Genomic DNA, 14,849 nt, shown 5'->3' on the forward strand with positions numbered 1-14,849 from the left:
GGGAACCAATGACACACAAGCGGCTTTCTATCATGGTACCAAGCGTGGGTTCCCGACAAGGGAAACGGGCTCCTGCTTTCTTGTCAATGGCATCACCGTGAACAAGACAATTCAAACTGTCGAGAGTGCCGCGGCCAGCAGCGCTTTCCTGATCGAGGACGTCTATCCCGCGATCGACGGCGGCCGTTTCGCCGTGAAGCGGATCGCGGGCGAGCCGGTTGAGATCTGGGCCGACATCTACCGCGATGGTGAGGCCGTGATCTCAGCCGCGCTGATCTGGCGAGGAGAGCAGGAGCGCGAATGGCGGAGCGAGCCGATGACCCATCACGGCAATGACCGCTGGTCCGGCGCGTTCACGCCCCCCGAGCCCGGCCAATATGTCTACGCGATCGAAGCCTGGACCGACGAGTTCGCCACATGGTCGCACGCCGCCGCGCGAAAGCGGCGCACCGGGGCCGATGTCAGCCTCGATGCGATCGAGGGCGCCGGGCTTTTGACCAAGGCGCATGGCGCGCGGCAGGACGCCGCAGCTATCATCATCAGGCAGTGCGAGGACTATTTGAAGAACGGCGACATCACCTCGCTGCTCGCAACCGAGCTCGGCGAAGCCATGGCCGAGAGCCAGTCGCGGCCGGACCTGACGCGTTCGCCATTCTTCCCGCTGACCGCGGACCGCGACAAGGCGCGCTTCAGCACCTGGTATCAGATGATGCCGCGCAGCCAGAGCGCATTGCCGGGCCGGCATGGCACGCTGCGCGATTGCATCGCGCGCGTGCCCGACATCGCCGCGATGGGCTTTGACGTGCTCTACTTCACGCCGATTCACCCGATCGGCAAGACCAGCCGCAAGGGCCGCAACAATGCGCCGATGGCCCGTGAAGGCGATCCGGGCTCGCCCTATGCGATCGGCTCAGCCGAGGGCGGCCACGATGCGCTGCATCCGGAGCTCGGCACGATCGAGGACTTCCGCGCGTTGGTCGCCACCTGTCTCGAATACGGGCTCGAGCTTGCGCTGGACTTCGCGGTGCAGTGCTCGTCGGATCATCCCTGGCTGACGCAGCATCCCGAATGGTTCAAATGGCGGCCCGACCGTTCGGTGCGGACGGCGGACGGCCCCTATTCCGACATCGTTATCCCCGACTTCAATTCGGTCGATCGCGTCGGGCTGTGGAATGCGTTTCGCGATGCCATGCTGTTCTGGATCGACAAGGGCGTGACCATCTTTGCCATCGACAATCACGACACCGCGCCGCTCGCGTTCTGGGAGTGGCTGATCCGCGATATAAGCCGCCGTCATCCCGACGTGATCCTGTTCTCCAAGACCTATGCACGGCCGAAGCTGATGAAGGGCCTGGCCAAGCTCGGCTTCGCGCAGTCCTTCACCTATTTCCCCTGGCGCACGGAAAAGTGGGAGCTGGAGCAATATCTCGGCGAGATGACGCGCTATCCCGAACGCGATTTCTACCGTCCGAACATGTTCGTCAACACGCCTGACCTGTTGCCCTTTCACCTCCAGAGCGGAGAGGCCTGGGCCTTCAAGTCGCGCATCGCACTGGCGGCAATGCTCTCAGGCAATTACGGCATCTACAGCGGATTCGAGCTGCTGGAGCACGACGCCATTCCCGGACGCGAAGAATATCTGGATTCCGAGAAGTACCAGATCAGGCAGCGCGACTGGGACAAGTCGGGCAACATCAAACCTTACATCGCCGCGCTCAACCGCATCCGCAACGAGAACGCGGCGCTCCAGCAAACCGCGAATTTGCGCTTCCTCGCCATCGAGGACGGCGAGACGATCGCCTTCGCCAAGGAGGCGGCCGATCCGGCCAACATTGTCGTCGTCGTGATCGCGCTGTCGCGCCGTGAGCGAGAATGCTGGCTGCCGCTCGGCGGTCTCACCGTTGACGCCGGCGGGCGGCGTCACCATGTGACGACACTCGAAAACCTCCTCACCGGCGAACAGTCACGCATCGAATGGGGCGGCATCAAGTTGCGTATCGATCCCGACCGCGATCCGGCACTTCTGTTCCGCTGCCTGGCGTAAGGGGTCACGCCATGAATGTTCTGTCTTCCGTCGATACCAAGAAGGCTGAGGCTGCCGAGGTCGTAGATGAGCTCTGGTACAAGGACGCCATCATCTACCAGCTCCACGTCAAAGCCTTCGCCGACAGCAACAATGACGGCATCGGCGACTTCGCCGGGCTGACCGAGCGGCTGCCCTATCTGCAGGAGCTCGGCGTCACCGCGCTGTGGCTGCTGCCGTTCTATCCCTCGCCCGGCCGCGACGACGGCTACGACATCGCCGATTACGGCGCGGTCAATCCCGATTTCGGGACGATGAAGGATTTCAAGCGCTTCATTCAGGAAGCGCAGAAGCGCGGCCTGCGCGTCATCACCGAGCTCGTCGTCAACCACACCTCGGACCAGCACAAATGGTTCAAGCGCGCGCGGCGCAGCCATCCGGGCTCGAGCGCGCGCAACTGGTATGTCTGGAGCGACACCGACCAGAAATATCAGGGCACACGCATCATCTTCACCGACACGGAGAAGTCGAACTGGACTTGGGATCCGGAGGCCGGCGCGTTCTACTGGCACCGCTTCTTCTCGCACCAGCCCGACCTCAATTTCGACAATCCGCGCGTGGTCAGCGCCATCATCCAGGTGATGAAGCGCTGGCTCGATGCCGGCGTCGACGGCTTCCGGCTGGATGCCATTCCCTATCTGTGCGAGCGCGAGGGCACCTCGAACGAGAACCTGCCCGAGACGCATGCGATCATCAAGCGCCTGCGCCAGGAGCTGGACGCGTATTCCAAGGGCAAGCTGCTGCTGGCCGAGGCCAATCAATGGCCGGAGGACGTGCAGGAATATTTCGGCCGTGGCGACGAGTGCCACATGGCCTACCATTTCCCCTTGATGCCGCGCATCTACATGGCGATCGCGCAGGAGGACCGCTTCCCGATCACCGACATCCTGCGCCAGACGCCCGACATTCCGGCAAGCTGCCAATGGGCGCTGTTCCTGCGCAATCACGACGAGCTGACGTTGGAGATGGTCACGGACGTCGAGCGCGACTATCTCTGGACCACCTACGCCAACGATCCCCGCGCGCGCATCAATGTCGGCATCCGCCGGCGCCTTGCGCCGCTGATGGACAACGACCGGCGCAAGATCGAGCTGATGAACTCGCTGCTGCTGTCGTTCCCGGGCACGCCGATCATCTATTACGGCGACGAGATCGGGATGGGCGACAACATCTATCTCGGCGACCGCAACGGCGTCCGCACGCCGATGCAGTGGAGCCCGGACCGCAACGGCGGCTTCTCGCGCTGCGACCCCGCCCGCCTCTACGCGCCGCTGATCATGGATCCCGTTTACGGCTATGAATCCGTGAACGTGGAGGCGCAGTCGCGCAGCCTGTCCTCGCTGCTCAGCGCCACCAAGCGGCTGATCTCGGTACGCAAGTCGACGCTCGCCTTCGGCCGCGGCACCATGACCTTCATCCGCCCGGCCAACCGGGCCGTGCTGGCCTATGTCCGGCAATACCGGGACGAGGTGATCCTCTGCGTCGCCAATCTGTCGCGCGCCGCGCAGGCGACCGAGCTCGACCTGTCGCCGTGGAAGGACCGCATCCCGCAGGAGATGCTCGGCCGCACGCGCTTTCCCGCGATCGGCGAATTGCCCTACATGATCACGCTGGGGCCCTACGGCTTCTACTGGTTCCAGCTTCTGGAGCGCGACAAATCCGAGCCGGTGGTGCCGCGCGCGGTGCCTGAATTCGAGACGCTGGTCGTGCCGGTGAACTCGAACTGGGTCTCGCTCGCCCGCGAGCGCGGCGTGTTCGAGCGCGACGTGCTGCCGGGCTTCCTGTCGCGGACGCGCTGGTATCCCGAGAACAATCCCAAGCACATCCGGACCACGCTGACCTCCGCGGTACCGTTCAGCGACATCGGCGACAACAGACCCTGGATCGCGTTCTTCGAGACGACGCGCGACGAGGTGACGACGCGGTACGTGATGCCCATGCAGATCGAATGGGTGCGCTTCGACCGCGAGCGCTTCAACCCGAAGGCGCTCGCCGCCGTCCGCCAGGGCGCACGCGAAGGCACGCTCCTCGACGTCGCGACCGAGCAGATCTTCATCGGTCTGTTCTTGCGAGGGCTGTCGCAAAACTTGGTCGTGGACGAGAACAATCTGCGGCTCGAGTTCAAGGCGACCAGCCGTTTCGCCGACTACACCATCAAGGAGCCCGAACGCATCCGCGCCATCGAACAGTCGAACAGCACCGCGCTGGTCGACAACAAGTACGTTGCCAAGATCTATCGGCGGCTGGAAAGCGGCATCAGCCCCGAGATCGAGATCGGCTACTATCTCACCGAGGTCGCCCGCTTTGCGAATACGCCGGCGCTGCTCGGCAGCGTCGAGCTGGTCGACGGCAACCAGCGCAGCGCGCTCGGCGTGCTGCATGCCTATGTCGAGAACCAGGGCGACGGCTGGACCGTGACGACCGGATATCTCGACCGCTATATCGACGAGCAGCGCGTGGCGCCGGCCGATGAGATGCCGCGCGAGACCCAGGAGCAGGCGCCCTATCTGCATTTCATCGCGCAGATCGGCCGGCGGCTCGCCGAGCTGCATGTCGCTCTCGCCGCGGCAGAGCCCGCCGATCTCGCCCCGGAGCCGATCGACTCCGCCCAGATCAAGGCTGCGCTCTCCGACCTCAAGGCACGGGCCGAGCGGATTCTCGAGCTGCTTGCCGACAGCCGCGACGGGCTGCGGGAGACTGACCGGCCCCTGATTGACCGGCTCATCGCCGCACGCGCCGACCTGTTCGACCACCTCAATGCGCTCTTGCCATCCGAGATCGGCGGGTTGAACATCCGTCATCATGGCGACTTCCGGCTCGGGCAAACTCTGATCGTGAAGGACGATATCTTCATCATCGACTTCGACGGCGATCCGCGTGTGCCTCTGGCCAACAAGCGCCGCAAGGCGCCGGCCGCGCGCGACGTCGCCGGCCTGATCCATTCCATCGACCTTTCTGTGAACGTGGCGCTGAGCCGCGCGCTCACGGGCGCTTCCGACGAGCAGGACCGGCTCGCGGCCGCCCTCGCCGAATGGCGCGAGCGCGCCACCGCGACCTTCCTGTCCGCCTACCGCGAAGCCATGACCGATCGGAGGCTGTGGCCGGACGATCGGTCCTGCACGGAAGGCCTGTTGAGATTTTTCCTGCTGGATCGAGCGTTCCACGACGTAGAGTACGAGCTGTCCCGGCGGCCTGAGGGGCTGCATGCGCCGCTGACCGGACTGCTTCGCATTCTGTCAAGTGCCGAGAGCGAAGCCCATGCCTAAACTGCCTGCAGAAGCCTACGCGATCATCGAAGGCCGCCACTCCGACCCCTTCCACTATCTCGGGCTGCATCCCGAGGGCGGAAAGAGCGTTGTCCGCGCGTTTCTGCCCGAGGCCACCAATGTCGAGGCGGTCGGCGACCACGGCGAGGTCGCGCCGCTCGATCGCGTCCACGATTCCGGCCTGTTCATCGGCGCCCTGCCCAACGGCTCGAAGCACTACCAGCTGCGCGCGAAGTTCGGCAACGACGTGGTCGAGTTCGAGGATGCCTACCGTTTTCCGCCGATCCTAACCGATTTCGACCTCTATTTGCTCGGCGAAGGCACCCATCAGCGCCTCTACGACAAGCTCGGCGCGCATCCGATGCGGCTCGAGGGCGTCGACGGCATCGGCTTCGTCGTGCTGGCGCCGAACGCGCGGCGCGTCTCCGTGGTCGGCGACTTCAACTTCTGGGACGGGCGGCGCCATCCGATGCGGGTGCGCGGCAGCGGCTATTGGGAATTGTTCATCCCGCATGCGAAGGCCGGCGATCACTACAAGTTCGAAATCGTCGGACCGCATGGTCATCTGCTGCCGCTGAAATCCGATCCGATGGCATTTGCCAGCGAGCTGCGGCCGAAGACGGCTTCGATCGTGTTCGACGAGGCGCGCCTGCCGCGACCGCGCCCGGCGCCCGAAGGCATCAACGCATTGTCGGCGCCGATGTCGATCTACGAGGTGCATCTCGGCTCGTGGCGGCGCAAGGACAACAATGAATGGCTGACCTATCGCGAGCTGGCCGAGCAGCTGCCGGCCTATGCCCGCGACATGGGCTTCACCCATCTCGAATTCCTGCCCGTGAGCGAGCATCCGTTCGACGGCTCCTGGGGCTATCAGCCGACCGGCCTCTATGCGCCGACCAGCCGTTTCGGCAGCCCTGAGGATTTTGCCGCCCTGATCGATGCCTGCCACCGCGAAGGCATCGGCGTGCTGCTCGACTGGGTGCCGGGTCACTTCCCCGACGATCCCCACGGGCTCGGCCATTTCGACGGCACCGCGCTCTACGAGCACGCCAACCCGCTCCAGGGCCGCCATCTCGACTGGGGCACGCTGATCTACAATTACGGCCGCACCGAAGTGACGAACTTCCTGGTGTCGAATGCGCTGTTCTGGATGGAGCGTTACGCCATCGACGGCCTGCGCGTCGATGCGGTCGCGTCCATGCTCTATCTCGACTACAGCCGGCCGCCCGACGCCTGGATCCCGAACCAATATGGCGGGCGGGAGAACATCGAGGCGATCAACTTCCTGCGCCGCTTCAACACGGAAGTGTTTGCCCGCTTCCCGCAGGCGACGACTGCCGCGGAAGAGTCCACCGCCTGGCCCCAAGTCTCGCGGCCGGTCGAGTTCGGCGGGCTCGGCTTCGGCTACAAGTGGAACATGGGCTGGATGCACGACACGCTGAACTACATCAGCAAGGATCCGATCCACCGCAAGCATCACCACGGCGAGATCCTGTTCGGCCTGCACTATGCGTTCTCGGAGAATTTCATCCTGCCGCTGTCGCATGACGAGGTCGTGCACGGCAAGCGTTCGATCCTCGGCCGCATGCCCGGCGACGAGTGGCAGCGCTTTGCCAATTTGCGCGCCTATTACAGCTTCATGTTCGGTCATCCCGGCAAGAAGCTCCTGTTCATGGGCGCCGAGATCGCGCAGAGCCGCGAATGGAATCACGACCATTCGCTCGACTGGCACCTGCTCGAATACAAGGTCCATTCCGGCGTCCAGGCCTTGATCCGCGACCTCAACCGGCTCTATCGCGCGGTTCCGGCGCTGCACCAGATGGATTGCGAGCAGGCCGGCTTCGAATGGCTGATCACCGATGATGCCAACCGCAATGTCTTCGCCTGGCTGCGCAAGGGATTCGACGAGCACGCGCGGTGTCTCGTCATCGTCAACTTCTCGCCCAACGTCTACCAGAACTATCGCGTTCGCGTGCCCTTCGGCGGCAAGTGGAAGGAAGTTCTCAACTCCGATTCCGCCCATTACGGCGGCAGCAATGTCGGTAATGTCGGCGAAGTCCATGCCGAGGGCGGCGAGCTGCGCCTCACCATTCCGCCGCTGGCTGCGATCTTCCTCGTTCCGGAAGGCTGATCGATGCGCCTGACTGCCGGATCGCCCGCACGGCTCGGCGCAAGCTGGGACGGACGCGGCACCAATTTCGCGCTGTTCTCCGCCAACGCGCAGAAGGTGGAGCTCTGCCTGTTCGACACGCAAGGCCGCCGCGAGCTTGAGCGCATCGAGCTGCCGGAGAAGACCGAGGATGTCTGGCACGGCTATCTCAACGACGTCTCGCCGGGCCAGCTTTACGGCTATCGCGTGCACGGCCCCTACGAGCCCGAGCACGGCCATCGCTTCAACGCCAACAAGCTGCTGCTCGACCCCTACGCCAAGCGGCTTGCCGGGCGCCTGGTCTGGAGCGATGCGCATTTCGCCTACCGCACCGGAAGCCCGCGCGAGGACCTGTCGTTCGACCGGCGCGACAATGCGCGCGGCATGCCCAAGGCCGTCGTGGTCGACGAGACCTTCAACTGGGGCCGCCGCGAGATCCGGCCGAATATTCCCTGGGAAGACACGATCATCTACGAGGCCCACGTCAAGGGCCTGACGCAGAAGCGCGAGGACGTGCCGCCGAATTTGCGCGGTACCTATGGCGGCTTGTCTTCACCGGCGATGATCGAGCACCTGAAGAAGCTCGGCGTCACCACGGTCGAGCTGCTGCCGGTCCACAGCTTCGTCGACGATCGCATTCTCGTGGAAAAGAAGCTCGCCAATTACTGGGGCTACAACACGCTGTCATTCTTCGCGCCGGAGCCGCGCTACGCCCAGGACAACGCGCTCGATTCCTTCCGCACCACGGTGGCGCGGCTGCATGATGCCGGCATCGAGGTGATGCTCGACGTGGTCTACAACCACACCGCCGAGGGAAATCATCTCGGTCCGACGCTGTGCTATCGCGGCATCGACAACGCGTCCTATTATTGGCTGAACCGCGAAAACCCGCGCTATTACGACGACTTCACCGGCTGCGGCTCGTCGGTGAACCTGGCCCATCCGCGCGTGCTGCAGATGGTGATGGATTCCCTGCGCTACTGGGTCGAGGTCTGCCATGTCGACGGCTTCCGCTTCGACCTCGCCACCACGCTGGCGCGCGGGCCGAACGGTTTTGACCGCGGCAGCTCGTTCCTCACCGCGATCCGGCAGGATCCGGTGCTGGCTTCGGTCAAGCTCGTCGCCGAGCCGTGGGACCTCGGCCTCGGCGGCTACCAGGTCGGAGCCTTTCCCTCGCAATGGTCGGAATGGAACGACCGCTATCGCAGCGCCATGCGCCGCTACTGGAGCGGTGAAGGCAGCCTGATCGGCGACATCTCGAGCCGCATGACCGCATCGTCCGATCTGTTCAACCACGACGGACGGCGGCCGCGCGCCAGCATCAATCACATCACCGTCCACGACGGCTTCACGCTCGCCGACCTCTTCAGCTACAACGAGAAGCACAACGAGGCCAACGGCGAGGACAATCGCGACGGCTCCAACGACAATCACAGCAACAATTGCGGCGTCGAGGGCCCGACAGACGATCCAAAGATCATCAGCCTGCGCCGCCAGCTGCGCAAGAACGTGCTGGCCTGCCTGATGCTGGCGCAGGGCGTTCCGCTGATCCTCGCCGGCGACGAGGTCGGCAACTCGCAATCCGGCAACAACAACGCCTATTGCCAGGATAACGAGGTCGGTTGGGTCGGCTGGGACAATCTCGGCAAGGACGGCGACGACATGATCGACTTCGTCGCCCAGCTCGCCGACATCCGCCGCCGTTTCTCACAGCTGCGCAGCCATCGCTGGCTCGACGGCCGCCCCAAGGACGGCGTCTCCTACGGCGCATTGTGGCTGACGCCCGCCGGCAACGAGATGACGGAGAGTGACTGGACATTCCCGGATGGGCGGTTTCTCTCCTATGTGATGGGCCCGATGGAACCGGGTGGGGCTGCGATCTTTATCGTACTGAACGCCGCTCCCGAAGAGATCGCATTCAAATTGCCCAAAATGACCGAATACAAGAGCTGGCAGCAGCTGCTGAACACGACCGATGCCAAGCTGAATACGATCGACTTCCTGCCTGGGACCGACAGCAAGGCGCCGCCGCGCTCCGTGCTCGCCTTCGCAGGCGCGCTATGAGGCCATCCTTCGGGGCGAGGCCGACGAAGGACGGCGTGTCGTTCCGGCTGTGGGCGCCGGCCGCGCGCCGCGTCGACCTCCTGCTCGATCGCAGGCACGCGATGCAGCGCCGGCAGGATGGCTGGTTCGTCGCCGAGATCGCCGGCTTGTCATCTAGCAGCAAGTACAAGTTCAGGATCGACGACGACATCGACGTGCCGGATCCCGCTTCGGCCTTCCAGCCCGACGACGTGTTCGGCCCGAGCGAGGTCATCGATCACGATGCCTTCGTCTGGCGCGCGCGCGATTGGCGCGGCCGTCCCTGGGAAGAGACGGTGCTGGTCGAGACCCATGTAGGCACCTTCACTTCCGAAGGCAGCTATCGCGCCATGATCGACAAGCTCGATCACCTCGCCGCGACCGGCATCAATGCGCTGGAATTGATGCCGCTCGCCGATTTCGCAGGACGCCGCGGCTGGGGCTATGACGGCGTGCTGTGGTATGCGCCGGACAGCGCCTATGGCCGGCCCGAAGACCTGAAGACGCTGATCGACGAGGCGCATCTGCGCGGGCTGATGGTGTTCCTCGACGTCGTCTACAATCATTTCGGCCCGGAAGGAAACTACCTCGGCCGTTACGCGCCGACCTTCTTCACCGATGCGCACACGCCGTGGGGCAGCGCGATCGATTATCGCGTGCCGCAGGTGCGAGCCTTCGCCGTTGAGAACGCGCTGTCCTGGCTCGGTGACTACCGCTTCGACGGCCTCAGGCTGGACGCCGCCAACCACATCATGGCTGTCCCGGGCGAGCAGTCCATGCTGCAGGACCTCAGCGTTGCCACCGGCGAGCTTGCTAAGGCCACGGGACGCCACATCCATCTCGTGCTGGAGAACGGCGACAACCGCGCCAGCCTGCTCGACGCTGCGCAGGACCCGCCGAACGGCAAATATCGCGGGCAGTGGAACGACGATTATCATCACGTCTGGCACGTGATGCTGACCGGTGAGCATGCCGGTTACTATGGCGATTACCAGACGCCGCGCATGGATCTGGCACGCGCGCTCGCCTCCGGCTTCGTCTATCAGGGCGAGATCTCGGAATTCTGGGGCAAGAAGCCGCGCGGCGAGCCGAGCGGCCAGCTGCCGCCGGCGACCTTCGTCAATTTCCTGCAGAATCACGACCAGATCGGCAATCGCCCGCTGGGCGAGCGGCTGGAAAGCCTGGCATCGCCAAAGCAGATCGAGGCTGCGCTCGCGGTCACCCTGCTCGCGCCGATGGTGCCGATGCTGTTTCAGGGCGAGGAATGGGGCTCGACGGTCCCCTTCCCGTTCTTCTGCGATTTCCAGGGCGGGTTAGCCGATGCCGTGCGCAAGGGACGCAAGCGGGAATATGCCTGGGCTTACGAGAAATACGGCGACGAGGTGCCCGATCCGCTCGATCTGGCAACGCTGCAATCGGCCGTGCTCGACTGGACCGGCCGCACGCCGCAACAGGAAGCGCGGCTCGCGCTGGTGCGGGAGCTGCTCGGCGTGCGTCGCAAGCAGATCGTGCCGCGGCTGAAGGGCGCAAGCTTCGGTGATGCCGAGGCGGCCGACAACGGCCTCGTCACCGCTCATTGGCGCATGGGCGACGGCACGACGTTGCGCCTTGTCGCCAATCTGTCCGATCACGAGATCACCTCCAGCGTCAGCGCGGGCACGCCGATCTGGGGCGGCGGCGCCGGCGAGCGGCTCACGCCCTGGTCGGTGGTTTGGCGCCTCGGAGGTTAGAATGCCTCCCGCCATTCCGCTCGCGACCTACCGGCTCCAGCTCACCGCGGATTTCGATTTCGACAAGGCCGCCGCGGTCGTTCCTTATCTCAAGGCGCTGGGCATCACGCATCTCTACGCCTCGCCGGTGATGAAGGCCCGCAAAGGCTCGACCCATGGCTACGACACGGTCGATCACGGCCAGTTCAATCCCGAGCTCGGCGGCGAGGCCGGCTTTACGCGGCTGAGCCAGGCGCTTCAGCAGCACGATCTCGGGCTCATCATCGATTTCGTCCCCAACCATGTCGGCGTGCATTTTGCCGACAATCCCTGGTGGCTCGACGTGCTGGAATGGGGCCAGGCCTCGCCGCACGCGGCGTCCTTCGACATTGACTGGGACCAGCTGGCCTACCGCGCCCGCGGCGGCGTGCTGCTGCCGATCCTCGGCGCGTCCTACGGCGAGGCGCTGGAGCGCGGCGACATCGAGCTGCGCTACGACCCCGAAGAAGGAAGCTTCGCGGCGTGGTATTTCGAGCACCGCTTACCCATCGCGCCGGAGCGCTATGGCGAGATGCTGCGGATCGTCGTCAAGGAGGCGGACGCGGCGGAAATGGAGCCCGGCAAGCGCCTGCTGTCGCTCGCGACCCGCTACACAGGGTTGCGGCGCCCCAATCGCAAGGAAGCTCCCGGCTTCAAGTCCGAGCTCAAGGAGATCGCAGGTGCCGCTGAGGTCATCAAGCGCGGCCTTGCCGCCTATCGCGCCGGCAAGGACCGCCCGGCACAAACGCTGACGCTGCATCACCTCCTGGAGCGCCAGCACTACAAGCTCGGGCACTGGCGGCTTGCTTCCAGCGACATCAACTATCGCCGCTTCTTCGACGTCAACGGCCTCGCCGGCCTGCGCGTCGAGGACGCGAGCACGTTTGCCGCCACGCACCGGCTGGTGAAGCAGCTCATCGCCGACGGCAAATTGCAGGGAATCCGGCTCGATCACATCGACGGCCTGCGCGACCCCGCCCAATATTGCCAGCGGCTGCGCCGGCTGGTGCGCGACGCGCAGGGCAACGCAAAGCCCTTCTACACCGTGATCGAGAAGATCCTGTGCGAGCACGAACGCCTGCCGCATTTCGCCGGCGTCCAGGGCACCACCGGCTACGAGTGGATGAATGTCATCACCCACGTGCTGGTCGATCCCAGGGGGCTGGAGGCGCTGGACGAGACCTGGCGGCAGATCAGCAACCGGCCGCCGCGGCTTGTGCCTTACGTCAAGGACGCCAAGCGGCGCGTGCTGGAGACGCTGCTCACCAGCGAGTTCACCGTGCTGACGCGCCTGCTTGCGCGCATCGCCAACGGCCATTATTCGACGCGCGACTTCTCGGCCGACAGCCTGCGGCAGGCGCTCGAACTCTATGTGCTGCATTTCCCGGTCTATCGCACCTACCTGACGCATAGTGGCCCGACCGCAGCGGACCGCAAGCTGATCGACGACACCATTGCGCGCGCCCGCCGCGACTGGTTCGCCGCCGACGAAGGCATTTTCGACTTCCTGCGCGATGCCTTGACCATGGACCTGCTCAAGCCGGGCCGTCCGCCGCACAGCGCCCCGCGCGTGCGCCGCTTCGCGCTGAAGGTGCAGCAATTCACCGGCCCGATGATGGCAAAGTCGCTGGAGGACACCGCGTTCTATCAATTCCACCGGCTGCTGGCGCTGAACGAGGTCGGCGGCGACCCCGCCAGCACCGGCCTCAGCATTCCCGCCTTCCACCAGGCCATGCAGGGCCGCGCCAGGGAATGGCCGCAAGGCATGACCGCAACCGCCACCCACGACACCAAGCGTGGCGAGGATGCGCGCACGCGCATCGCATCGCTCAGCGAGATTCCCGGTGAATGGACCAGCGCGGTGGCGCGCTGGAAGGTGCTGAACGCGCCGCACCTCACGCTGCACGGCAATTTCCGCGCGCCGTCGGCAACATTCGAATACATGCTCTACCAGACCCTGCTCGGCGCTTGGCCGCTTCAAGTGCCGGCCGATGCCGCCTTCGTCGAGCGCATCCAGGCCTATGCTCTCAAGGCCGCGCGCGAGGGCAAGGAGGAGACGAGTTGGCTCAACCCGCATGAAGCCTATGAGAACGGCATCCGCGACTTCATCGCGAAGATCCTCGACTCCGACCAGTCCGCGGAATTCCTTCAGGCCTTGCAGACGCTGGCGCGCCGCGTCTCGCTGCTCGGCACGCTGAACTCGCTGAGCCAGCTCACGCTCAAGGCGACGCTGCCGGGCGTGCCGGACTTCTATCAAGGCACCGAATTCTGGGACCTGTCTCTGGTCGATCCCGACAACCGCCGCCCGGTGGACTTCGCCGCGCGCCACGCGGCGCTGCCATCACTGGAAGCCCCGGACTGGAGCGGCCTGATCAAGAGCTGGCCGGACGGCAAGCTCAAGCTAGCCTGGACGCGGCATCTGCTCAAGCTGCGCAACGAGCTGGCCGACGTCTTCGCGCAGGGCGACTATCAGCCGCTTGAGGTACGGGGCGCCCATGCCGACCATGTCATCGCCTTCGCGCGTCGTCATGGCCGCGCCGCCGCGATCGTCGTTGTCGGGCGTCATTTCGCGCCTTTCAGCCAAGCGGGCCGGGAATGGCCCGCACCCGAAGCTATGGACGCCACCATCGACATCACGGGCTATGCCGTGCCCGGCCTTGCCGGCAACGACTTGCCGCTCGCGCAGGCCTTCCGTGACTGTCCTGCCTTGGTCATCGCGGCCCGAACGGCGAATGCCGTCAGGGCGCCGCGGCAACGCGTGCGCGCCTGAAGTTACTTCTCCCCGTCTTTGGTCAGCAGCAATTGGCCGCGCTTCCTGATCGTGGCCTGCGCCATCTCGGCGAAGCGCTGCAGCAGCCAAGGCAGCACCACCTCGACCCGGACCTGATCGTCGCCGACATCGATCTGCCCCGTCGCGACTTGGCCGAGCGCGCGGATGCGGAAGGCCAGAGTGTCGCCGCTCCAGCGTTCCTCCTCGACCTGCATCACCGGAATACTCGCTGCGGCGCGGCCGAGCCCGGTTTTGAGCCGGCGCACCGCTTCCTCGCGGCCGAGACGATGCGGAATCGAGACGACGAGCGGTGCTGACATGGTCCTGCCTCTTCTGACTGACGTCACATAATCATGCCGGGTCGACCAACAAAGGTTCCATGCAAGTTGATCCTCCGGCTGTGTTTCAAGGCCGGAACTTTACAACCTACGGCAAGTTGCTCCCGCACAACGGGACAGGTTTGCAATGACCCTTCTTACGAAGGGCTGGAGGAGATTCGTATGTCAATCGGCACGATCATTCTGATCATCTTGATCATCGCCCTGCTCGGCGGCTTCAGCGGCATCGGCGGCGGGCCGTTCTATGGCACCGGCTATTACGGCGGCGGCGGCCTCGGGCTTGTCATCGTCATTCTGCTGATCCTGATCCTGATGGGAAGGATCTAGTACTGGCTCCGTAGGGTGGGCTAAGGCGCAACACGCCAAGCCCACCACTTCGCTCGAACGAAACAAGGTGGTGGGCACGCTCCGCT

The 14,849-nt window shown here is 64.7% G+C and carries 8 protein-coding genes; 7 read left to right on the forward strand and 1 reads right to left on the reverse strand.

The genetic code is table 11. The features are described from left to right. Positions 1–97: 97 nt before the first annotated feature. The 6 genes from ACM43_RS18525 to treY are packed head-to-tail and all read left to right on the forward strand — an operon-like array spanning position 98 to position 14,098. Positions 98–2,044 (forward strand): maltotransferase domain-containing protein, encoded by a 1,947-nt coding sequence (locus tag ACM43_RS18525; protein ID WP_271541984.1) that lies wholly within the window; start codon positions 98–100, stop codon positions 2,042–2,044. An 11-nt stretch (positions 2,045–2,055) separates the two neighbouring features. After that, positions 2,056–5,349, forward strand: coding sequence for a maltose alpha-D-glucosyltransferase (gene treS / locus ACM43_RS18530; RefSeq protein WP_271541986.1), 3,294 nt, complete (start codon positions 2,056–2,058; stop codon positions 5,347–5,349). After that, positions 5,342–7,480 (forward strand): 1,4-alpha-glucan branching protein GlgB, encoded by a 2,139-nt coding sequence (gene glgB, locus ACM43_RS18535; protein ID WP_271541988.1) that lies wholly within the window; start codon positions 5,342–5,344, stop codon positions 7,478–7,480. Before treS ends, glgB begins: the two co-directional genes overlap by 8 nt. 3 nt (positions 7,481–7,483) lie before the next feature. Further along, the gene (gene glgX / locus ACM43_RS18540; RefSeq protein WP_271541990.1) at positions 7,484–9,562 is read left to right on the forward strand and encodes a glycogen debranching protein GlgX; all 2,079 of its coding nucleotides are present in this window, start codon (positions 7,484–7,486) and stop codon (positions 9,560–9,562) included. Continuing rightward, the gene (gene treZ / locus ACM43_RS18545; protein WP_271541992.1) at positions 9,559–11,310 is read left to right on the forward strand and encodes a malto-oligosyltrehalose trehalohydrolase; all 1,752 of its coding nucleotides are present in this window, start codon (positions 9,559–9,561) and stop codon (positions 11,308–11,310) included. Before glgX ends, treZ begins: the two co-directional genes overlap by 4 nt. Before the next feature lies 1 nt (position 11,311). Beyond that, the gene (gene treY / locus ACM43_RS18550) at positions 11,312–14,098 is read left to right on the forward strand and encodes a malto-oligosyltrehalose synthase (protein WP_271541994.1); all 2,787 of its coding nucleotides are present in this window, start codon (positions 11,312–11,314) and stop codon (positions 14,096–14,098) included. A gap of 2 nt (positions 14,099–14,100) precedes the next feature. Here treY and ACM43_RS18555 read toward each other — a convergent pair whose 3' ends face one another. Continuing rightward, positions 14,101–14,418, reverse strand: a complete 318-nt coding sequence (locus ACM43_RS18555; protein WP_157281788.1) for a polyhydroxyalkanoic acid system family protein — start codon at positions 14,416–14,418, stop codon at positions 14,101–14,103. A 180-nt stretch (positions 14,419–14,598) separates the two neighbouring features. Between ACM43_RS18555 and ACM43_RS18560 the strand changes: the two genes are divergently transcribed. Then, positions 14,599–14,763, forward strand: coding sequence for a DUF3309 family protein (locus tag ACM43_RS18560; protein ID WP_009798696.1), 165 nt, complete (start codon positions 14,599–14,601; stop codon positions 14,761–14,763). Positions 14,764–14,849: the final 86 nt, after the last annotated feature.

The organism is Bradyrhizobium sp. CCBAU 45321 (assembly GCF_028128975.1).
Classification (GTDB): Bacteria; Pseudomonadota; Alphaproteobacteria; order Rhizobiales; family Xanthobacteraceae; genus Bradyrhizobium; species Bradyrhizobium yuanmingense.